Genomic DNA, 21168 nt, shown 5'->3' on the forward strand with positions numbered 1-21168 from the left:
CACCGCGCGCGCCCATCCCGCGCAGCGGGTTCGTTCTACGGCCCAAAGCGGACGTACATGGCGCGAACGCCTTCCCATCTGGACGTCGACAGAACCAGCCACGCTTGAAAGCTGGACATCGACCTGCAGCGGCTTAGACTATACGATGCCCAACGAAGTTGGAGCCATAGTCACCTTTTCGACCGGCCCCAACCAGCCGCGCGCGCCTCGTCTTCCGAACAGAACATTTGCTCACCCGTGGCAGGGCTGATTACTGTCTTGTCATAGAAACGCTGGCCGGGGAGGTGGTAGATGCGAACGCCCTTGTTGCTGATGTTGCCCTTGATGTCGCATGAGCGGGAGAGCAGTCGAACTGGATTCGTGGTTTCACGCTTAGGCGCCTGCTGCGCGGCACGCCATTCCCACGGAGGCTGAAACTCGCCTTGCCAGATTCCGCGCTTCGCCGGCCGAGCTTCATCCTGATAGCTCGCGTAGGCGCCGCCCGAATGCCGCGGCCAGTCCATTGCGTGCCCAGCGCTGACCAGCCATGCGGCCACCGCCGCGCCATCGGAACGATAGCAGTCGCCTACGAAGCGGCCGTAGCTATCCCACTCTACAAAAATGCAAGTCACGGGCCGGGACTTCGCCAGCCAAGCATCAAGCGCTTTCGCGGCTGACTGGCCGCAGCGGTAATTCTTACCGTTGGCGTTCTGGCAGAGCTGAGCGCTCTCAGGCGCATCGATGCCATTGAACCGCACTCTTGTGCCGGAAATGTCGATCGTGTCTCCGTCGATGATGGTAGCGCGGCCTGAGATTGTGTTATTGTCAGAAGTTGACAGTGCGCTTGCGACCTGCGGTGCTAACGGCGAAGTAGTTGCCGCTGGTTCAGGACGCGGCTCCGCGAGATAATCGCCTCGAATCCAGCCCGAATAGTTCCCGTATGAAACGTAGTGCCAAGGCCCCTCGCTCTTTGACGACAATACTGCAGATCCAACTGGGACGGTAAGCACAATCGGCGACTCAGCCGATGGGGATGTCCGTAGGCGAACATTTGTAGTGCTATAAAGTGTCTTTTCAACGGAAGAGGCGGGCCCGGCATAAGCTTCTGTAATCTGGGAGGCCCGCGGGTCCGGTTCTGCTGTCGCGGGTTTTAGGTTCGGCTGTTCAGACCCGTTCGTCGGGGAGCGCTCGCTGGTAAACTTGGTTTCGTTGGACGGCGCGGCGCACCAGACCAGTCCAGCACCAATGGCAAGTAGCAGAAGCGCGATCGGGCCCTTCGAAGACGGCTTGGTTTGAGAAGCATCAAGTTGCGATGGGGCGCTAGGCACTGACTGTCGCTTCGAAGAAACACCCTTCGAATACGAAAGACCTGTGCCGGGGATGCTCGCACTAAAGCGCTTTTTGCCTGTCGTGCTAATTGTATACCCGAGCCCTTTCGGTCCAACCCGAACGCTGGCACTTTTCGCGCTGAGATTTATCCGGACTCCTGGCGCAATCCTTAAAGATTTTCGAAATCGGAATGCCATCCCTCAAGCGTTCCCCCCATGAATATTATGATGTGACGAAAGCGATCGCGAGTCGAGTCGGTTGGCGAAACACTTCATACACTGCATTCAACTGACGAGGGTTACGAAGGAGCGAAGCTGCAGAAACCTCTTCGTACTTGAAAGCCTCCCGTCCGGTCCCGGCCGATCTTCAGTCACCTGCCCATTGAAGCACTGTGGAGGGAAAGGGCGCAAAACTTCTACGCTGCGGCGAAGAACGTTGACGCGGATGTTCGCATTCGCTCGTACATACTTGAGAAGACAGCTTCGAAGCCTGCCGGCATGCCGCTGGCGCTTACAGTAGCCAAAGGAGATCGTAGATCGGACCAAGCTTCCGACACTGACCTCGGAAGGCAGAGGTCACGGTTCGAATCCTGTTGGGTGGTACGCCTCCGGCGAAGGCCGCCTTGCGAGAAGATGGCACGATAGCGAGGCTGCGCTCTTAAGGTCGTCCTTACGAGCGAAGTTAGCAGCACAGCATGAGCCATGTGACGTTATTGACCGGGCCGGAGCGGCGGCGTCGTTGGAGTGAAGCGGATCAGTGCCGGATACTGGCCGCGGCATTCGCGCCCGGGGCCACAGTGGCGGCGGTGGCGCGTCAGTACGATGTCGCGACCAGCCTGATCTATAAGTGGCGCCGCACGATGAGAGCCCGCGAGACGGGCTTTGCCGAAGTTGTCGTGGCTCCCGACGAGCCTGTCGCCGTTTCGCGGCCGGCGGCATCCCCAGCGGTGATCGAGCTGGAGGTCGCCGGCAAGGTGCGGCTGCGGATTCCGCTGACCACGCCGCCAACACTGGCGGCGGCGATGGTGAAGGCGCTGGGCGTTTCATGATCCCGGTCCCGAGCCAGGTGCGGATCTGGTTGGCGGTCGGCCGGACCGATATGCGTCGCGGGATGCAAGGGCTCGCTCTGCAGGTTCAGGAGACGTTGGGCCGGGACCCGCATGCCGGCGATATTTATGTCTTCCGCGGACGCAGCGGCAATCTGATCAAGATTATCTGGCATGATGGGCTCGGCATGTCGCTGTATGCAAAACGGCTCGAGAAGGGCCGGTTTCTATGGCCGTCGCCGGCGGACGGCACGGTTTCCATATCACCGGCCCAGCTCGCCTACATGCTCGACGGGATCGACTGGCGCAACCCGCGTCACACGTTCCGACCGCAGCGCGCGGGCTGAGTTTTTCTTTGAGTTTGCGCCATTTTCCGCGAGTCAGCGGACTCGTTTTATGATTCACTCCAGGGCATGGTTGCCACCGCCCAGGATGCTGTTCCGGACGATATCGGCGCGCTGAGAGCAGCGCTGACCGCGGCGCTGGCCAGAGCCGAAGACGAGGCCGCGCGCGCTGCGCTGGTCGAGGCCGAACTGGCGGTCGCCAGGGCCAAGGCATCGGATGATGCGGCGCTGATCGCACATCAGGATCTGACGATCCGGAAGCTGCAGCGGGCGCTGCATGGTCAGAGTTCTGAACGCTCAGCCCGCCTGCACGACCAGATGGAGCTCACCTTCGAGGAGCTCGAGAGCACCGCGACGGAAGACGAGATCGCCGCCGAACAGGCCGCGGCCCGGACCACCGAGGTGGCGCCTTATATGCGCAAACGACCGGCGCGCCAGCCATTTCCCAAGCATCTGCCGCGCGAACGCGTGGTCGAGCCGGCGCCGGCCGCTTGCCATTGCTGCGGCGGTCATCGGCTGCGCAAGCTCGGTGAGGATATCACCGAGACGCTGGAGGTGGTGCCGCGGCAATGGAAGGTGATCCAGCACGTGCGGGAGAAGTTCACCTGCCGCGACTGCGAGACGATCAGCCAGGCTCCGGCGCCCTTCCACGCCACCCCGCGCGGCTGGGCCGGTCCCGGCCTGCTGGCGATGATCCTGTTCGAGAAGTTCGGCCAGCATCAGCCGCTCAACCGCCAGGCCGAACGCTATGCCCGCGAAGGCGTGCCGCTCAGCCTGTCGACGCTCGCCGATCAGGTCGGCGCCGGCGCCGCGGCGCTGATGCCGCTGTTCAAGCGGCTCGAAGCCCATGTGCTGGCCGCTTCGCGTCTGCACGGCGACGACACGACGGTGCCGGTCCTGGCCAAGGGCAAGACCGATACCGGCCGATTATGGACCTATGTGCGCGATGACCGACCGTTCGGCGGCGCCGATCCGCCGGCGGCAGTGTTCTACTATTCCCGCGATCGTCGAGGCGAACATCCCGCGGCGCATCTCGCCGGCTGGAGCGGCATTCTGCAGGCTGATGCCTTTGGTGGTTATGGCGATCTCTATGCGACGGGTCGTCAGCCGGCGCCTGTTCTTGAAGCCAGCTGCTGGGCCCACAGCCGGCGCAAAGTGTTTGAGCTGGCCGATGTCGAAGCGGCGGCGCGCAAGAAGGCGCACGGCGAGAAGCCCAACCTGGTCTATCCGCTAGCGGTGGAAGCCGTGAAGCGCATCGATGCCCTGTTCGATATCGAGCGCGCGATCAACGGCCTGTTGCCGGCCCAACGCCACGCCGTGCGCCAAGAGCGGAGCGCGCCGCTGGTCACCGAGCTCGAGCGCTGGATGATCGAGACACGCGACAAGCTCTCGCGCGGGCACGACCTGACCAAGGCGTTCAACTACATGCTGCGCCGCTGGTCATCCTTCACCCGGTTCCTCGATGATGGGCGGATCTGCCTATCCAACAATGCAGCCGAGCGAGCCCTGCGCGGCATCGCTCTCGGCAGAAAGTCCTGGCTGTTCTGCGGTTCCGATCGCGGCGGACAGCGCGCGGCCATTCTCTACAGCCTGATCGTCAGCGCCAAGATGAACGATATCGACCCGCAGGCCTGGCTCGCCGACGTCCTCGCCCGACTGCCCGCCTATCCGGCCCATCGGATCGATGATTTGCTGCCGTGGAATTGGAGATCCGCAAAACTGCGGACCCAACCAGCTGCGGCCTGATCATGCAGCGCAATAAGGTGCATCACGTCTACACCGTCGAACGTGTCGCCAGGGACCTCGGCGTCAGCGAAGCGCTCATCCAGGAACTGACCCTCGGTCTCGAGCCCGAGGACGGCGTCATCTGGGTGTACGGCGCCAACGATGACGACGGGATCTTGGCCTTCACCGATGAAGGCATCGAGGAGGTCATACTCCTCCTCGAAGAATATCATCGCGTCTCCCCATCGAAAGCTTGACCTCAGCACCGCGGTGCTCAGGCCCTCACGGCCGCCCGATACGCACGTCTGCGGTCTTCACCGGATGCGTACGTTGGGTGCGCCGCACGAGATGAAAATGGGCACGCTTATGTCATTGCTTTTGCAGTGTAATTTCTGATCAGCCTAAAAAGGGCTAAATTCACATACGTAACCGACCATGCGTGAATCCGCGCAATATCGCCGACCCCATGAGTGCGCTCGAACCCAAACCATCCGCACGTTTCGCGCGCGCCGCCCCTTCTCCCGCGGGAAGCCTCAAAAAGGCCGCGAAGCTGTAGCCAATCTGCTCCTTGATCGTTTCAAGCTTCATCAGGTCCGTTTCATCCGGCACTGCGTTGGTCGACTTCTTGACCTCAATGACAAGGATGTTCTCACGATCATGGCCCGGTTGATGGACAATGATGTCGGGAAACACGCGCGACCTTGTAAGAACGCCATTTGCATTCGGAAGCTCAATTTCCTTAGGATCAACGCCATGCCGGTTGTACTCGGCATGGACGGAGTGGTCGCGAAAGGAAGGCTGCAAGATAGCTGACAGCCGCGCGCATAGTGTCCGTTCCGCGACGTCCACAACGATCATCTGCTGGTCGTGCTCGTAAAGCGCATCGAGGGCAGCGTTCAAGATTCTATCAAGGTCCTCCTGGTCCATAGGCGCTTCAAGCGGTTTCTAATATTCTGTTTTCACGTACATGCCGCTGCGGCCCAGACACGCGTACGGTGCTGCTCGGCTACCGGACACAGATGCAGATGACGCATTCCTATATTGCCTGTGTGTCAGGGCTGTCGAAAGGGCGGGCACGTCTTCACACCATCTTTGACTGGGCGTGTACGCCACTCGACGCTAACCTGGAGCCGGTCTCGCCCGCGGTAGTGCGCGGTGAGATAGAAGACCTGCTCGCCAGTTAGCTGGAAGCAAACGTATACGGCGGCACAATTCGAAGGGCGGCCGCCCAGACGATCGCGATGCAGCCGCCCCGCCGGTCCGCGGCCGCGCGGAAGCTTTGCTCCTTGGCACCGGCGGCCTTCATCAACGAGCGGCAAAGACATGGCGCCATCCTGGTGCGCAATCAAGGGATTCAAGAAAGACTGAGCATCCTAATGAGGTTGGGCAACCCAGCCCCTTGCATATAACGATCACGCCCGAGATCGGTACAACTGTCCAAGAGGATTTTCTTTGACCTGTCCGGATAGCCAATGAACTCGCGTCGCATCGATAGGAACGCGGCAAGCACTCCGGATACGTGGGGGGTTGCCATCGAAGTCCCGCTCATCTCCACGTAGAGGTCGTCCACAATCCGTTGTTCGTCGTCCGTCCAGTTGTGGAGAGCAGACAGAATCCGCTCTCCGGGAGCAACAAGGTCCGGCTTTTGACGACCGTCTGCTGTCGGGCCGCGGGAGGAGAAATAGGAAATCCCATACGTGTGTGGGTTTTCCTTGTGAACCGACCCGACAGCGATAGCCTCTTCCAGATTGGCTGGATCACCGATTGACAGATCCCGGTTCGTCGGCACGAAGCCGCCCTGTTCCTGGACAAGTGCCCAACCCTCGTTTCCTGCCGCGAGGCACACGACAACACCTTGCCGCCAGAGACGGCGAAGCTCCTGGCAGAGGGGCGTATGCCCGACACCGTAGACGCGGGGGTCGAAGTTGCCGCCGAGAGAGAGATTCACCCCATGGATGAGCGGACTCGATGAACTCTCGTTCACATCGGCGATGCAATCGAGCGCCTTGATGATATACGAATCTTGGCCGTTGCCGTTATCGTCGAGAACTCTGAACCCGTAAAGCTTCACTTCAGGGGCCATCCCAGCGAATTCAATCGTTGGCACCTCTTCCGGCTTTTCCTCTCCCTTTCGTCGGCGCGGCTGCACCTTGAGCGCTCCACCGATCGTTGCCGCGACATGGGTACCGTGTCCGTTCCTGTCAAGCTGGTTCCATTTTCGCGAATCCGGTTCGAGCCTGACTGGATCGCCTCGACCTACGCAATCCCACTGAGGTCCCAAATTCCGATGTTTTCTAAAGTGCGGATGGTCGCCTCTTATGCCCGTATCGAGGATTGCCCAGCCGATGCCTTTACCCGTCGCTCCATAGCCGAGATTGGCTGGTTTCGCCTGCACGGTATGGGTCGATTGATGGATCAGGGCTCGCTTGGCGGCATCGGCCCAAATGTATGAAATCTTCAGGTCTGCGTGCCTCGTGCGTAAGGTCTCGGCTTCCGCTCTGGTGAGATCAGCAGCAATGAAACGCTTGAGACGTTCAGGTTGGAGGCGTTCGCTGTTACCACTTGCCGCGACAAGTGCACGGATTTCCTCGACGAGACGATTTCCGAGCGCTGTTAGGTCTTCGACCTGTCCGTCGAGAGATGCATCGTTCGATTTTAGCTGGATGAGCGTGGGAATGGGCTCGTTCTGCCGGGCATCCTCGAAACGCTCGGAAAGATCACGCGAAATGACAAATCGGCTTATGGCCTGAGTAAAACCATTTCCTAGTGTCTGCAGCACAGCTCTCCGCACCCAGTCGGTCCCGAGGTATCCAGTTCCCGAGTGGGGATGACGCGGGCTATCGAGGTTCAGGCCGAATGAAGCATGGTTTTCGATCTTGGGGGTGGCTACAAAATCGTTGCTGATGTCGGAATCGAACGCGACCGGATCGAACTTGTCTGCGACATTGACCCAGCGTGAGACACAGGATGGCGCCTCCAATTTCTGCTTTCCGGTCCAGGTCCGGAAGGCGTCCTGAACTTCTTTGAGCCCAAGCGGCGATCCGATCGTGACAAAGAGCGGCACCTCCACCTTGGCACGATCGAGCTGTCGCAGGACCTCGTACGCAATCATAGTCCCTTGGCTATGGGCGATGACCACGAATGGCCCGCCGCCACTCGCAAGGCGCTCGACAAGGCTGTCCGTCATCGCCTTGCGGCGATCTGCGTGAAATAGGAAATCGTTGACGTCACGCAAAAAGGCACGCGTTAGGTGGCGAACGACGATCCGACGAAGAAACCGTGGAAGCGGCAAAACCCGGGCGCCAACCGCAGCCGCAGAAGTACCGGTCGGAAGGGCTGCTTCAGACAACGCCATCTTGTCAGCAATCGAGGCTAGGAAGGACTTCTGCTCCGGGGTTTCGGCAAGTGCATCGATTTCCCGTTGTATCGCCTCGCGGTCGGCTTGGCCGAACTTTGCGGCATCGCCCGACAGAGCCATAATAGTCGACGTGGTGACCTCGTCGTCTTCCACTTCGATCAGATCCTGGTCACGACATGTAGCGATCTCTGGCCTGGGGTAGTACTGTCGATTGACCCAGTAAGCCATTCGGCTCCTGTCACCGAGTTCGGTCCCGAAGAGCGCGTGATCCCACTGACATTTCAAGACAGAGGCGATCGGCTTGTTGCCGATGCCATGAACGTAGACGACTGTACGAGCGTTCGGTTCAGCACCGGCCGAGACCGTAAGATTGCCGCGAAGCACGGTGACGGGAGGGTCGATCTCGATATTTCCGGGGGCTGGCATCTGACTCAGCGCGGAAGATCTCGCAGCTTTCGGATATTTCCTGTGGACGGGCGACCCTGAAGTCCTGGTTTTGTTTCGGGCAAGTCCTGTGCGCGCCCTCGTTACCTTCTTTACCATGGTATTCCTCCTCCCTATGGGTCCGTACTTAAGCGGCAATATTGGAGACGACGGCAGAGTAGAAGGTGATAACGCTCTAAGTAAGGACGAAATACTTGGGCCGGTAAGTAGCCGACGTCAGCTACTGTGCAGCCGCTGCAATTTCGCTATCTTATCCAACGTTGCCGTGAAGCCTGCCTCTTCTTCCCCCATCCTGCTCCAATCAGAGCAGTGATCTCCTTTGTGTTGCCCTTCTCGTCCACATCCGTGAAGATTCTGACTAGATCACATCCTTTGTTCTTCAGCCATTCTCACACAGCCTTCGCGCCCGGGGCACTTCCCCGTAAAGCGGCAGTTCGCCTGTCTTATTGACACCGATCACCACGGCCGCACGTTTCATCCCCAAGACCCCTTCTAGCATAAGTGGTTCGAGGACCCGTCGATTGTGATCCTAGCCGTAAGGTAAGACTGGAACGCAACTCAGCGTATTAGCTCACAACATCCATCCCATTCCTATGGGCAATTGCAAGCTTGCGGTTAAGGCTTTAGGGCACGCGATACATAATCGGGCCAATACAAGTTCACGATCCAACCGAATCTCGTAAGCGCCAAGCAGGCCCCGTGTTTCGCGGACCGATGAAGGACGCGACACTCTCGTGATGATTCTCACGGGAGGTTTGTTTGCAGTCTGCACCCAAGTCCAGACCTGGAACTTTTACAGTCATCGAGGCGGTTCCCGATCGTCTCGAGGCGAGCCCGGCGGTGCCGCGCCGTCGCTGGTCGGATGAAGCAAAGGCGCGGATTCTGGAAGAGGCGATGACGCCGGGCGCGAATGTCTCGGCGGTAGCGCGATCGCACCAAGTAAGCCCGCAGCAGGTGTTTGCCTGGCGGCGGAAGGCGATCCGCTCCGGCGCCCTCGCGATCCTGTCGGCAAAGCCGGAGATCCAGACGCAGAGCTTCGCGCCAGTGGAAGTGGCGCCTGGGGAGGGCGATCGTGCGGGCGGTCTGGAGATCGTCATCGGCGATGCGACGATCCGCGTGGGCAGCGGTATAGCAGCGACCCTTCTGGTCGAGGCGATCCGGGCGTTGCGATCGGCATGATCCCTTCCGGAGCCAAGGTCTATGTGGCGACGCGGCCGGTCGACTTCAGAAAAGGTCCGGACGGTCTGGCAGCGCTGGTGCGCGACACAGGCGCTGATCCGTTCTCCGGCGCGCTTTACGTGTTCCGAGCCAAGCGTGCGGACCGCGTGAAGATCGTATGGTGGGATGGGTCGGGTCTATGCCTGTTCGCCAAGCGGCTGGACGAGGATAAGTTCCGCTGGCCAAGGGTGGAGAATGGGGTGATCCGGCTTGCCGCGCCGCAATTGATGGCGCTCGTTGAAGGCATGGATTGGACGCGTGTTCGGGCCGAGCGGAGGCGACGCCCGACATCTGCCGGATAGACCGTGGCGAAGTGACTCAGGCGGCACAAAAGCAGTCCCGGAAGCGGGTCGAATATGCTTCTGTTGGCCTATGACGAATAGCGCTTCGGCCCTTCCCGACGACGTCGACACGCTCAAGGCGATGCTCGTCGCCATGGCGTCGGAAAAGGCCGAACTGCAGACCGAGGCGGGACAACTCCGGGGCGAAACGGCGGAACTCAAGGCCGAGATCGTCCGGATGGCGACGCTCAACGAGCGCGCCGAAGAGCGGATCGCCAATCTTCATGTGATCATCAAGCAGTTGGAGCGCGCCCGCTTCGGCCGTAGTTCCGAGAAGCTCGATGCCGACCAGCAGGCCTTCGCCTTCGACGAGGTCCAGACCGGGCTTGGCGCGATCGAGGCCGAACTCGAGGCGGCAAGGTCGACAGGCGAGCGGCGACGTGCGAGCCGCCCGCGCAAGGCGTTCCCGGCGCATCTGGAGCGCGTCGAGATCATCGTCGAGCCGGAGACTGTCGCCTGCGCCTGCGGCGCTTGCCAGCCGGTCAGGATCGGCGAAGACGTCTCCGAGCGGCTCGACGTGACGCCGGCGAAGTTCCGCGTCATCGTCACCCGTCGCCCCAAATATGGCTGTGCGCAGTGCAAGGAGGGCGTCAGCCAGGCGCCGGCGCCGGGTCACCTCGTCGAAGCCGGTGTGCCGAGCGAAGCGCTGCTCGCCCATGTCGCCGTCTCCAAATATGCCGATGGCCTGCCGCTCTATCGCCAGGAGGGCATCTATGCCCGCGACGGCGTCGAGATCAGCCGCAACTCCATGGCCAACTGGATGGGTCATGTCGGCTTCCATCTCGCCCCGCTCGCCGACCGTATCCTGGCGCTGATCAAGGAGGGCGCGCGGGTCTATGCCGACGAGACGACGCTGCCGACCTTGTCGCCAGGTTCCGGCAAGACGAAGACGGCCTGGCTATGGACCTACGCACGGGACGATCGAACCTTTGGCGGCACGGCGCCGCCCATGGTCGCCTACCTCTTCGAGGACAGCCGCAGCGGCGACTGCGTGGAGCGCCATCTCTCCGGCTACACAGGACTGCTTCAGGTCGACGGATGGGGTGCCTATAACCGGCTCGCGGAAGCGAAGCGCGCCGGGGGTCCGCTGACGCTGGCGGCGTGTTGGGCGCATCTGAGGCGCAAGTTCTATGAATTGCACGTGTCCGGCGTCTCGCATGTGGCGAGCGAAACCGTCGAGCGGATGGCCGAGCTGTGGGCGGTCGAGGAAGAAATCCGCGGCCAGGACCCCGACGTCCGCCGTTCCGCACGCCAGGAGCAGTCGGCCTCCATCGTCGCCAAGCTCTGGCCGTTCTGGGAAAAGGAACTGGGCCGCATCTCCGGCAAATCGAAACTCGCCGAGGCAATCCGCTACACCAGGAGCCGCCGTGAGGCGCTCGAACGCTTCCTGCACGACGGCCGTCTCGACATCGACTCCAACGCTGTCGAGCGGGCAATCCGGCCCCAGACAATTACAAGAAAGAATGCATTGTTCGCGGGCAGCGACGGTGGCGGGAAGACATGGGCCACGATCGCCACACTCCTGCAGACCGCCAAAATGAACGGCGTCGACCCCTTCGCTTGGCTCACGAAAACGCTTGAGCGCATCGCCAACGGCTGGCCGAACCGCGATCTCGACCAACTCCTGCCCTGGCATCATCACGCAAACTGAACGGCCACGGCTGGGCGCTTACCGAATCTCGCCTGTTGACCGCAGTCAATCGCAGTCTCGCTTCGTCGGGCGCGGGTTCATAATCATTGCAGTCCTTGCGGCGTGGAAAGTTGTGCGAATGTCTTCGTAGTCCGTATTGTAAGCCAACAGGCGCAAACAAACGGATAGCGGTGTACCAGACAGCACGGTGCGGAAAAATTGTTGCATTGCCGCATGCTTTTGTTGCGTAATGATGACGTTGACAATCTTCTGCTCATAACTTGTCTCAGGGGCTTATGTTGCCGCACCAGAGATTGTCCCCTTAAAACTTATTGCCCGCATCATAAAAACGATATCGACAACAATTACTGATTGCAGTTAAATCAATTGGAGTGTTTAGTCGTACTTCGCTTCGTGTTTAAGTTGCCGACGCTGGGGGCATTGGATTTCATGGCGCGATTGCTCGTCGTTGCCACCGTGACGATGCTGGTGCTTCAGACCACCGTTTGTGGCCAAGCGGCAGCGTTGCGCGATCTCCCAACATCGCAAGCGGAACTCTGCGCGTTGCGCGACAACCTTGCAGCAGCACTGAAAACGTACAGGAACCTGAATTGGCCGGCGATTCGAGAAGCCTGTAGCGCCCAAGTCGATACCGCTAAGAAACGCGACCCAATCGGCTTTTCCTGGTTTGCCAACGCCGGAAATGGGTTCGTCGGAACACCGCTCGTCATTCAGAAGATCTTGCCAGACCTAGCGCCGGAGATTTGGGGCCCACCGCACGATCTCTTCCAGAGCTTCGGGCTTTTCACAGACCCAAATCAGCCGAGCCGCATCCTGCCGCGTGGTCTTGGTGTAACCGCTACCAGCGGGCGACCTGTCAATGCGACCGGCAATGTCCTCGGTGAGATCGACTACACCAAGCCTGACCTCTACTTTGTCACTCTAGCCTGCGGCGCGTGCCACACAGGCCAGGCAATCGGTCCCAACGGACGGATCGTACTGGAGGGTGCCCCAAATACGCAGTTCGACGTGCGCAAATGGCGGCAGGCGTTTTCGATGACACGACAGCGCTATCTCACTCGCGAGCAGATCGGCACCCCTGATGCCCCAGGAGATACCACGCAGCGGATCATCGCTATGATCGACTCTAAGCCGGTCGGCTTCTTTGCCCGTGGCCTGCCTGGCCTGAAGGACGACGCGATCGCTGCGGTCGATGAGATGCAGCGAGCAGTGGTGAAGGGGCGTATTGTCCCAATTCTCGAGGCGTTCTCAACCGGCACAGGCGTGCGTGCCGCCGCAGTCATGCTGCAGACGAGGCCGGGGTCAAGCTATGGCCACGGGGACCGGTCGCCGCCACTCGTCGGCTTCAGCGCCGGCCAGTCCGACGGCAGCGGCGATCTGTTGGCCGACCTCTTGGCGGCTCAGAAGCTCGGTAGCGGAATGGATCTGCAGACCTTCCTTGGCGGCACCTATGCCGAACTACCGCCCTTCGCCACCGTCACCGACGCGCCGTCGGTGTGGAATCAGGAGAAGCGCTCCGTGGGACAATGGGATGGCAGCGTGCTCTATAGCTTCTGGCGCAACATCGCTGCCCAGCTTCCGATCGTCGGCGACCCGAGAAAGCTCGATCTGCACAACACCCACATTGTCGCCGACTTTCTACGCGGGCTGCCGGCGCCGCCCTATCCCTTTGAGGTCAATCTGGACCGCGCGGCACGGGGCGAAGAGTTGTTCAACCGCCATTGCAGCGACTGTCATCGGCCTGCAAACAATCGGCAATATTGGCAACTGCATACCGACTTCAACCGCGCCCAGGTGCTGACCCGGGCCGGCGCGGCGCTGTTTACTAACGCATTTCGCGCCGCCTGCCACGACAAGGATTTCGCCTATACCGATCGCAACGGCACCCGCGTCCAACCTTGCATCGCCCCAGACAGCCATATCCTTAAGGACACGACGGCAGCGCAAAACCAAGGCTATATTGCCGGCGTGCTCGACGGTATCTGGGCGCGGGCGCCTTATCTGCACAACGGCTCGGTGCCCTCTCTGATGCATCTGCTCAAGCCGATGACGCGGCCTGAACGGTTTTTGCGCGGCGTCATTGAATACGACACCACCAATGTCGGTTGGATCTGGAACGTCGACTTCAAGAACACCTACAAGGCGAATATGCCCACTATGTCCGAACATGACACTCGCCGGGACGGTTGGACCAATGTAGGTCATGACAAGGATATCGTGATCGACGGCAAATCCTACCAGCTCGATTGGAGTAATCCAATGCGCGCCGAAGCGCTGCGCGACCTCATCGAATATCTCAAGACCATATAGAGCACCGTAATGGTCGACCTGCGGACCACAATACCTCTCGTCATGAAGGGACGATCATTTACATGGCCGATATTGCGCTTCCAATTCAGACGGTAACAGCCATTCAACTTGCCTTGCAGAAGGCCACGGCACCCGACGGGCGCGGCCAGCATGCCAAGATGCACGGCTGCGTTGAGGCGATATTTCGTGTCAGATCGGATGTTCCCGAGGCGCTGAAGGTCGGCCTCTTCGCGACCCCGAAAGAATATGCTGCTGCGGTCCGCTTCTCCAACGGCGCGCAACGCGATGACCGCAAGCCGGATATCCACGGGATGGCAATTAAGCTTTTCGACGTTCACGGCGCCAAGGTTTTGGAGGCCGAGACGGAATCACTTGAGCACGATTTCATTCTCGCCGACAATCCAGTGTTCTTTATCCGCACAGCCGCCGACTACGTGCTCTTCATGCAGGACTTTGCTGCCTCGGCGCCCCGCGGCCTGGGGCCAGAAAAGTTCATCGCCTATTTGAAAGATCACTACCCTGCGGACATTCCTGTCCTCCTCGGCTTCCGCCAGCATCTACAGGACAATCCGCTGACCACTACTTACTGGAGCCAAGTGCCCTACGCGTTCGGTCGTGGGGTCATCTGCCGGTACCGCTGCATGCCTCTTCCAGCAGCGCCGCCGTCCGGCTCAACAGGCCCGACCCATGACTATCTTAGAGAGCGTATGGTTGAACGGCTTGGCGATGGACAGCAGGATATCGTCTTCGAGTTTGCGGTTCAGGTGAAAAATGGCGCCGATGCCGAAGTAATCGACAACCCGACGATCGAATGGCCCGAACCCTTTGTTCCCGTCGCAACTATCCACATTGCGGCGCAGACCTTCGACACAGGCGAGCGCCGGCAGTTTGGCGACCGGCTTTCTTTTACGCCGTGGCATGCCCTCGCCGAGCACCAGCCTGTCGGCGAGGTCAACGAAATCCGCAAAGTTGTCTATCTGGCCAGCAAGAATGTCAGACAGCAGACGCTGGCGATCGCCCACGACAATCTGCGGCTAACCGAGCAAGAACTAACCCAAAATATCGACGATGAGTTCAAGGCCATTATCGATACCTTGCAGCGCACTTTCGGATTTCTCGCCCATCAGAAGCGTGGCCGGGCGACCCACACGTGGGGTGCGGCCGGACGGGGCACCGCGCGCTTCATTGTAGCAGCGGAATTCCCGACCAACGGGTATTTTGTCGCCGGCAAGACAGTGCCGGTCATTCTGCGGCATTCGTCGCCCGGCGCGCGCGAGGACGATCGGGCTCGCGATGGCGTCGCGGCGTCGATCAAGTTCTTTCCAGAGAAGTCGAATTATTCCGGACCAGGCGAACTCGACATCCTGATGAACGCCGGGCAGCAGTTGTTTGTGCGCTCGATCCGCGATTTTAGCAGCTTCGTCCACGCATCTCCCGAACAGCGCAAGGAACTGGTGGCGCAAGGAATCATGATGGAACCGGAATTAATCGAGGCCTATCGGATCAGAGGATCGTTCCTCAATTCGCGCTACCATTCGTGGCAGTGTTTTGAATTCCTCCCCGACGACGGTGTGATGCGCTATATCCGCTTCCGGCTGATCCCCGGCGACCGCGGACCTGAACGCGGGCTGCCAGCAGGAGAATTCCGTGCTGAAGGCGCACCGTCGATGGACCCGGTAGCCGACGATCCGCGCGCGCCCGACTTTTTACGCCAGGAATGGATCTACCAGGTCAAGTATTCGCAGGTCGCGTACATCCTTCAAGCCCAGCTTCATAATGCGCCCACAACCGGCGACAAGAACCCGGAAGTCCTCAATCCGGCAAAGGCGTGGGACGAGAAGCTAAATCCATGGATGGACTTATGCGAGATTCATATCGACGAGCCTATCCTGGACCGCGATGTAGTCAGCCGTCTGGAAATGAATCCCAATCGTAGCCCGCCTTGCATCACGATCCCGCTGGCGACCTCGCCGGATCAGTTCGCATCGCTCGGCCACGCGCGGGCAATCGTCTATCCCGGATCCCGAGCTGTACGGGCGGCCGTCGAGAAGCCGGAGAATAACTAGTCGAGATCGGGCAGGGGGCAGCCATGCGTGACAAGAGCCGTGATGGCCTTATCAATCGAGTCGAAGCTTATTCACTCTCTCATTTCTCGCTGTTTTGGCGCCTGATAATGGCAATACCGCCGCTACGCCGGTGGGCCAACAAGCGGATCATTGGGCGGGCGGCGCAACGCGCGCCGAGTCGGCCCCACGCCTTAAGCTCAATGCCGTGCAAGGGCGATCCTAGCGCCGCGATGGCTGGCTACACATCTTGGGAATCGCTGACCGACCGCAACTGGTTTTCACGGCATCTGCCGCCCAGGACACTAAAGGTCTATCCCGACATGAAGCTTGTCGCCGAACTTTTCAAGGTTCGTGATGATGGCCCGGTGATTTCCGAGGATTCGACTGTCCTTTTCCTGTCGTTTGCACAATGGTTCACTGACGGATTTCTGATGACCGACACCGCTGACCGTCGGCGTACCCACGCTTCACATCATATCGATCTCAACCCGCTTTATGGCCTCACGCGCGAGCAAACCCACGCGGTCCGAATGATGTCGGAAATCCGCGGAGAGAGGGGGCGGTTGAAATTCGAGGAGATCGGCGGTGAGATCTATGCGCCCAAGCTGTATGATGAGAAAGGCGTGGTGAAGCCGGAATTCGCAGTCCTGCGCGCTCCGCTCGGCATCGGGGATTATCTCAACAGGCTTCCGCCAGACCGCGCTGCGGAAATTCGCAAGAACCTCTTCGCATTCGCCGGGGACCGAGCAAATTCAACGCCCTTTACGACAATGCTGAACACACTGTTCCTTCGGGAGCACAATCGCCTCGCGAAGATATTGGAGACGGCCTATCCCGCTTGGGATGATGAGCGGATCTTCCAAACTGCCCGGAACATCAATATTGTTGAGCTGATAAAGATCGTTGTTGAAGATTATATCAATCACATTTCACCTTACCACTTTCAGCTCTTAGCCGATCCGAATGTATGCTGGCGGGAATATTGGAACAAACCGAACTGGATCCCGATCGAGTTTAACCTGCTCTATCGCTGGCACAGCTTGGTGCCCGATAGTTTTATGTTTGAGGGCGAGCGTGTAGCGGCGAAAGAAGTCGGCTTCGACAATTCCTTTCTTATCGCATCCGGCCTCGGGTCACTTGCCGCTTCGGCGAGCCAGCAACGCTCCTGGGAGATTGGCTTGTTCAATACCGCGCCATTCCTCGTTCCAATCGAACTCGCTGCGGTCGAACAGAGCCGGACCCATCTGGTTGGCTCGTACAACGACTACCGCGAGGTCTACGGCTATCCTCGAGTCAATCGGTATGAACAGATCACCGGCGACCAAGGCAAGATCGATGCTTTGCGACGGCTTTATGGCGACGATCCGGGCAATGTTGAACTCGTCATTGGTCTGTTTGCGGAGGATGTCGGACCGCGAGCGGCCGTGCCGCCGCTGATTGGCCGCATGGTGGCGTTCGATGCCTTCTCGCAGGCTCTCACCAACCCGTTGCTCGCCGAGTGTGTCTTCAACGAAAACACCTTCACCAAGGAAGGCTTGGGCGTGATCGCAGCAACGGCGCGTCTACAGGATGTCGTCAATCGCAATCTTGCGGCAGGCCAGAAGTCTGTCGTCATCAGTATGCAGATCACCAAACTCGAATGACATACGTGGGGAAGCTGATTACAATGCCTATGAGAATAGGGGGAAGTAAACATGGACGCGCAAGCCGTAAGCGTGCAAATCAACAGTACGCTATTTTGGATTGGTGGGGGTGTAATTTTCTTAGCCGCATTGCTTGCAATAATCACGAATAGAGCGGTGTCGACCGGGCATAGCTTGATGATTGCGATCGGCGCGGCCGTTGTGCTTGTGCCGTACGTAAGCAACTTCGAGTGGTCTGACAAAAGCATCAAGTTCACTACTCGGCTGGAATCGGCTGCACTCACCCGAAACGTTGCAGACACTGCACAGAATGAAGTGCAACTCCGCAGTCAGCTCACCGAACTCGCAGCGGCGCTTAAGGCGGCGACGGATCGTATCGCTGCCCTCGAAGCAAGTACCGGTCAGGGCACAGGCACGCAAAACGGTGGGCTGACCGGACTGACGTTGGAGGAGTTCATGAAACAAAACGACTGGGCAAAAGACAAGGCTCAGAAGCGCTTCGATAATCTTCTGGGATTGGAACAGCAGCTAACCCGCCCCGCTATGTAGGCCATGCGTATCGGCCTGCTCCCCCGAAGGTTCACAGCGCATCGGTTGCCATCGTTGGCCGTGGATGCTGGTTGCGACTTGGTCTTCTTCGACGACTCTTCTCACATGCAAGTCTCGGTAACGAAATGAGAAACGGAAACCGGATTGGGGACAACCAATGAGACGCTTCAGCAAACTGGCCCTTGATGCAGGGTCGAGGCTCTACAACTGGCTTGGAGAGAGGGTGAAGCGATTTGTCCGCTCGTGGCGACGGTTTGACGCCTATGCCAACCAGCCGATGCCGGAGGGGCGGAAGTGGTTCTGGACATGGCTCGGACCCGATGGGTACGCTTGGTTTGCTCCGGCGCTGGCAATATCGCTCATAACTTCGCTCGCCCTCGGCCCGACGGTTGAAACTACCCCAGCCAATATCGGTTTGCTGGCGCTAGGTCTTGTCCTTTTGCTTTTCCTGCATATCGGTGTCCGCTACTCGCCTTGGCTGCACGAACACTTGTTGGCCGGACAGCTTGCAATCTTCGGCCTACTCGCTGCCATTCTGGCCTACTTTTCCGTCCCAGAGACCTTTAGTGACGGTTCAGAATCATTACACTTGCACGTGTGCGTCGCGATTGTCGTCACCCTGATAGTGTCGCTCGGCCTGGTGTGGCTGATGGCCCGAGGTCTCTTCCGACCTGCGGCCTACGACAATCTCGATGCGTTCCTGCCAGAGGTCGAGTTGTTCGCGCCGAAGGACCGTTACGATTTTATGGGGCGCGAGCCGGTCGTCGCGCTGCTTTCGGCCTGGTTTGTTGTGCCGGTGCGTCATCCGGTCGAACTTCTTCTGCCAGGGTCGCTGTTCGCGCTTTTTGTTCCCGACCGTTATTTGCTCGCTGTTTTTCTTCTAGCCGGCGTTGCCACTTGGAGCGCACTTTTCCTCGGGACGCTTTTCGACCGGCTGATGGAAGTGCTGAAAACCGTCGGGCGTTTGTTCTTCATCGGACCGCAATACGCCGTGAGCGTGGCGGTGATCGCCGTCGCGCTGCTGCGCCTCTTCGAGGTTCACTACATCACCTACCTCTTTAATGCCGGCAGCGGCGGGTACGGCAATACCAGCATCATGATCTATGTGCTGATCACCTATGTCGCAGCTTGGTACTACGCGTATTGGAGCGATGTTTTTCTGGCCCGGCGGGTCATCCGCCTCCTCAACAACACTTACGGCAAGGCCGCGCCGGTGCAGGTTGCCTATCCCTATCACGGGAAATCGAATCTCAGCCCCGTCAAGCCCGAAGGGCGCACGATTGCGCAGCACGGCGCAGGTCGATTGAAAATCCAAGGAGATTATGAGGCGGACTATGACGCCGATGGGCCTGCCCTGCAGTTTCAGACCCCGCTCGAACTCCTTTCGTGTTTCCGCAGTCAGCTTGAAAGCCTGGCGCAGACGAAGACGCAAGGCTCCGATGTTCTGGCCGGCCTGCGCAATCTCCAGCGCTCCGCACTCGTCTATCCAGTGATCACCAGCACGCTGGCGTTTCTTATTCTGGGCATGCCCGCGTGGCTGGCATTCACGGCCTCGGTCCAGCCGCCGGAACTTTTAATCCGGGAGACCAGTCCGGCAGAAATCAATCTGGCAAGCCTCCTGACGTCCGGGACTGGCAAGACCGGCGAGTGTCCTCCGCTTGGCGCCGACGCACCACGCATCGCTGTGGTAGCATCTGGGGGTGGCACGCGCGCCGCAATTTACACCGCATCAGTGCTGCGTGGTCTGGCGGAGCAGGGGAAAATCTGCAACGTCGTGCTTGCAAGTGGCGTTTCAGGAGGCAGTGCTGCGCTGGCCTACTTTGCCCTGCATGAACGCGAACTGCGGCGCTCGGGGCCGATCGATGAGCAGGGGTCGAAGGCGTGGGACCGTTTCGCCGAGACGATGGCGCTCCCGTTTATTGAATATGTGCTCGACGGTGCCAGCGACATGCGCATCGCATTCGGACGGCGTAGCTGGCGGAATTTTGCCTGCGATGAGCCGGCAGAGCCGGAAGGGAATGTGACCGGATGGTTGCCGGCGCGCAGCCGTTTTGGCAACATCCTGGCTGAAGCCTTCGTTTGTAAGATGGGCGCAGGGAAGATGAGCGATCCGTCGTTCGGCTTGATGCTGAACACGGCGATGCTTGGCTCGTTCGATGCCGGGAGCCGCTCCTGTGATGGAAAGGAGCTTTCGCTAGCGGAGCACGCCAGCAAATGCCGCGACGCGCTCGACGGCAGTTCCGCTGGCGGCAGGCTCGTGCTCACCAATCTTCCGGTGCCGCCGCAACCTGCTCCTGTCGGGAACAGCGACCCCGTCCTGCAGATCGTGACGCTCAACGATGCCAGCATGTCCATCGCGCGTGCTGCTGCATTGAGTGCCAATTTTCCGCCGGTTTTTTCCGATGCGGCAGTCGACGTGTTGCCCGCCGACGGCGGTGCCGGCAAGCGGTACTGGGTCACCGATGGCGGAGCCGTCGAAAACCGCGGCGCGATGACGCTCTATCTCGCCATCCGGGAAACCATGAATTGGACGATGGCGCCACCGCCACCGCCACCGCTCCATATCGTCGTCGCTGACGTGTCCGCAGCCGCTGGGAACTACGAGGAGAGCTTCGGTTTCGGATCTGTCCTTGGGGCTGGCGGACAACTCGGACTGGGGATGGAGGGCGAGGTGCTCTCCGACATAAGGGATATCTATTGCAACCTAGGTTCGACGGTCACAGTGCATGAGATCACTATGCCGCCTGTGTTGCGCAACGGCGGCATAGGCACCCATTGGCTTCTTCCAGGGACACTTACGTTCAGGGAACCCATTTCGGATGGCGCACGCGTAACCCTCACCGCAGCCGATGTCAAAAAGGTTGTGATTGCCCTGCACAGCAACCAAAGCTCGAAATTTGAAAACGCCGCCGATGCTGAGACTTTGCTGGGCTGGGCAAGAAGTGACCCGCAATCGCTGCATCGGGTGAAATGGCCTGAATTGGTGGCTGCACTGTCACGTGCAGCGAGCGCCTCGCCAGCGACAACTTGCAGGAACTATTTCGAAGGCGGCGTCAGCTACGTGCAATAGCTGCGGAAAGGGCGAACAATTGACAACTGGCCGGGAGCTGCAAAAATACTGTCCCGAAGAAATGGCGGCAAGCGGAACACCTCTTGCGCGATCGGT

At 59.6% G+C, this 21168-nt stretch carries 15 protein-coding genes and 1 pseudogene; 12 read left to right on the top strand and 4 right to left on the bottom strand.

Going from position 1 to position 21168, the window contains the following annotated elements:
• Window positions 1-170 precede the first annotated feature (170 nt).
• Together ACZ89F_RS06055 and ACZ89F_RS06060 are read right to left on the bottom strand one after the other, a co-directional pair.
• A complete protein-coding gene (locus ACZ89F_RS06055) occupies window positions 171-959 on the bottom strand; it encodes a thermonuclease family protein (protein WP_476097222.1) in 789 nt (262 codons plus the stop codon).
• 387 nt (window positions 960-1346) lie between these two features.
• A pseudogene (locus tag ACZ89F_RS06060) lies at window positions 1347-1505 on the bottom strand (DUF4236 domain-containing protein); the annotation flags it as partial.
• 497 nt (window positions 1506-2002) lie between these two features.
• Here ACZ89F_RS06060 and tnpA (ACZ89F_RS06065) point away from each other — a divergent pair.
• The 4 genes from tnpA (ACZ89F_RS06065) (at window position 2003) to ACZ89F_RS06080 (ending at window position 4679) form a co-directional block, all read left to right on the top strand.
• Window positions 2003-2356, top strand: coding sequence for an IS66-like element accessory protein TnpA (gene tnpA, locus ACZ89F_RS06065; protein ID WP_376702193.1), 354 nt, complete (start codon window positions 2003-2005; stop codon window positions 2354-2356).
• The gene (tnpB, locus tag ACZ89F_RS06070; protein WP_292674676.1) at window positions 2353-2700 is read left to right on the top strand and encodes an IS66 family insertion sequence element accessory protein TnpB; all 348 of its coding nucleotides are present in this window, start codon (window positions 2353-2355) and stop codon (window positions 2698-2700) included. Before tnpA (ACZ89F_RS06065) ends, tnpB (ACZ89F_RS06070) begins: the two co-directional genes overlap by 4 nt.
• Window positions 2701-2766: 66 nt before the next feature.
• Window positions 2767-4443: an IS66 family transposase gene (gene tnpC / locus ACZ89F_RS06075; protein ID WP_476090851.1), complete on the top strand. Its 1677-nt coding sequence runs from the start codon at window positions 2767-2769 to the stop codon at window positions 4441-4443.
• Between the two features lie 2 nt (window positions 4444-4445).
• A complete protein-coding gene (locus tag ACZ89F_RS06080; protein ID WP_476090852.1) occupies window positions 4446-4679 on the top strand; it encodes a hypothetical protein in 234 nt (77 codons plus the stop codon).
• A 160-nt stretch (window positions 4680-4839) separates the two neighbouring features.
• Here the strand turns inward: ACZ89F_RS06080 and ACZ89F_RS06085 are convergent, their stop codons facing one another.
• Together ACZ89F_RS06085 and ACZ89F_RS06090 are read right to left on the bottom strand one after the other, a co-directional pair.
• Window positions 4840-5322, bottom strand: a complete 483-nt coding sequence (locus ACZ89F_RS06085; protein ID WP_476090853.1) for a hypothetical protein — start codon at window positions 5320-5322, stop codon at window positions 4840-4842.
• Window positions 5323-5776: 454 nt separating this feature from the next.
• Window positions 5777-8323, bottom strand: a complete 2547-nt coding sequence (locus tag ACZ89F_RS06090; protein WP_476090854.1) for a S8 family peptidase — start codon at window positions 8321-8323, stop codon at window positions 5777-5779.
• A gap of 660 nt (window positions 8324-8983) precedes the next feature.
• Here ACZ89F_RS06090 and tnpA (ACZ89F_RS06095) point away from each other — a divergent pair.
• The 8 genes from tnpA (ACZ89F_RS06095) (at window position 8984) to ACZ89F_RS06130 (ending at window position 21072) form a co-directional block, all read left to right on the top strand.
• Window positions 8984-9403: an IS66-like element accessory protein TnpA gene (tnpA, locus tag ACZ89F_RS06095; RefSeq protein ID WP_476090855.1), complete on the top strand. Its 420-nt coding sequence runs from the start codon at window positions 8984-8986 to the stop codon at window positions 9401-9403.
• Window positions 9400-9744, top strand: a complete 345-nt coding sequence (gene tnpB, locus ACZ89F_RS06100; RefSeq protein ID WP_476090856.1) for an IS66 family insertion sequence element accessory protein TnpB — start codon at window positions 9400-9402, stop codon at window positions 9742-9744. The genes tnpA (ACZ89F_RS06095) and tnpB (ACZ89F_RS06100) overlap by 4 nt, the downstream gene beginning before the upstream one ends.
• Before the next feature lie 70 nt (window positions 9745-9814).
• Window positions 9815-11434, top strand: coding sequence for an IS66 family transposase (gene tnpC, locus ACZ89F_RS06105; protein ID WP_476090857.1), 1620 nt, complete (start codon window positions 9815-9817; stop codon window positions 11432-11434).
• A 429-nt stretch (window positions 11435-11863) separates the two neighbouring features.
• On the top strand, window positions 11864-13744 hold the full coding sequence (locus ACZ89F_RS06110) for a c-type cytochrome (protein WP_476090858.1): 1881 nt from the start codon (window positions 11864-11866) through the stop codon (window positions 13742-13744).
• Between the two features lie 62 nt (window positions 13745-13806).
• Window positions 13807-15810 (top strand): hypothetical protein, encoded by a 2004-nt coding sequence (locus tag ACZ89F_RS06115; RefSeq protein ID WP_476090859.1) that lies wholly within the window; start codon window positions 13807-13809, stop codon window positions 15808-15810.
• Window positions 15811-15833: 23 nt separating this feature from the next.
• On the top strand, window positions 15834-17453 hold the full coding sequence (locus tag ACZ89F_RS06120; protein ID WP_476090860.1) for a peroxidase family protein: 1620 nt from the start codon (window positions 15834-15836) through the stop codon (window positions 17451-17453).
• 51 nt (window positions 17454-17504) lie between these two features.
• Window positions 17505-18002: a hypothetical protein gene (locus ACZ89F_RS06125; protein WP_476090861.1), complete on the top strand. Its 498-nt coding sequence runs from the start codon at window positions 17505-17507 to the stop codon at window positions 18000-18002.
• A gap of 157 nt (window positions 18003-18159) precedes the next feature.
• Window positions 18160-21072 carry a hypothetical protein gene (locus ACZ89F_RS06130; protein ID WP_476090862.1) on the top strand — a complete coding sequence of 971 codons (2913 nt, stop codon included), beginning with the start codon at window positions 18160-18162 and terminating at the stop codon, window positions 21070-21072.
• Window positions 21073-21168 lie beyond the last annotated feature (96 nt).

The organism is Mesorhizobium sp. USDA 3734, assembly GCF_056279665.1.

Bases quoted from the DNA above. Each gene is read 5' to 3' on its own strand.
- tnpA (WP_376702193.1), top strand. From the start codon at position 2,003: ATGAGCCATGTGACGTTATTGACCGGGCCGGAGCGGCGGCGTCGTTGG.
- tnpC (WP_476090851.1), top strand. From the start codon at position 2,767: ATGGTTGCCACCGCCCAGGATGCTGTTCCGGACGATATCGGCGCGCTG.
- ACZ89F_RS06125 (WP_476090861.1), top strand. From the start codon at position 17,505: ATGGACGCGCAAGCCGTAAGCGTGCAAATCAACAGTACGCTATTTTGG.
- ACZ89F_RS06130 (WP_476090862.1), top strand. From the start codon at position 18,160: ATGAGACGCTTCAGCAAACTGGCCCTTGATGCAGGGTCGAGGCTCTAC.
- tnpC (WP_476090857.1), top strand. From the start codon at position 9,815: ATGACGAATAGCGCTTCGGCCCTTCCCGACGACGTCGACACGCTCAAG.
- tnpB (WP_292674676.1), top strand. From the start codon at position 2,353: ATGATCCCGGTCCCGAGCCAGGTGCGGATCTGGTTGGCGGTCGGCCGG.
- ACZ89F_RS06120 (WP_476090860.1), top strand. From the start codon at position 15,834: ATGCGTGACAAGAGCCGTGATGGCCTTATCAATCGAGTCGAAGCTTAT.
- ACZ89F_RS06080 (WP_476090852.1), top strand. From the start codon at position 4,446: ATGCAGCGCAATAAGGTGCATCACGTCTACACCGTCGAACGTGTCGCC.
- ACZ89F_RS06110 (WP_476090858.1), top strand. From the start codon at position 11,864: ATGGCGCGATTGCTCGTCGTTGCCACCGTGACGATGCTGGTGCTTCAG.
- tnpB (WP_476090856.1), top strand. From the start codon at position 9,400: ATGATCCCTTCCGGAGCCAAGGTCTATGTGGCGACGCGGCCGGTCGAC.
- ACZ89F_RS06090 (WP_476090854.1), bottom strand. From the start codon at position 8,323: ATGGTAAAGAAGGTAACGAGGGCGCGCACAGGACTTGCCCGAAACAAA.
- ACZ89F_RS06115 (WP_476090859.1), top strand. From the start codon at position 13,807: ATGGCCGATATTGCGCTTCCAATTCAGACGGTAACAGCCATTCAACTT.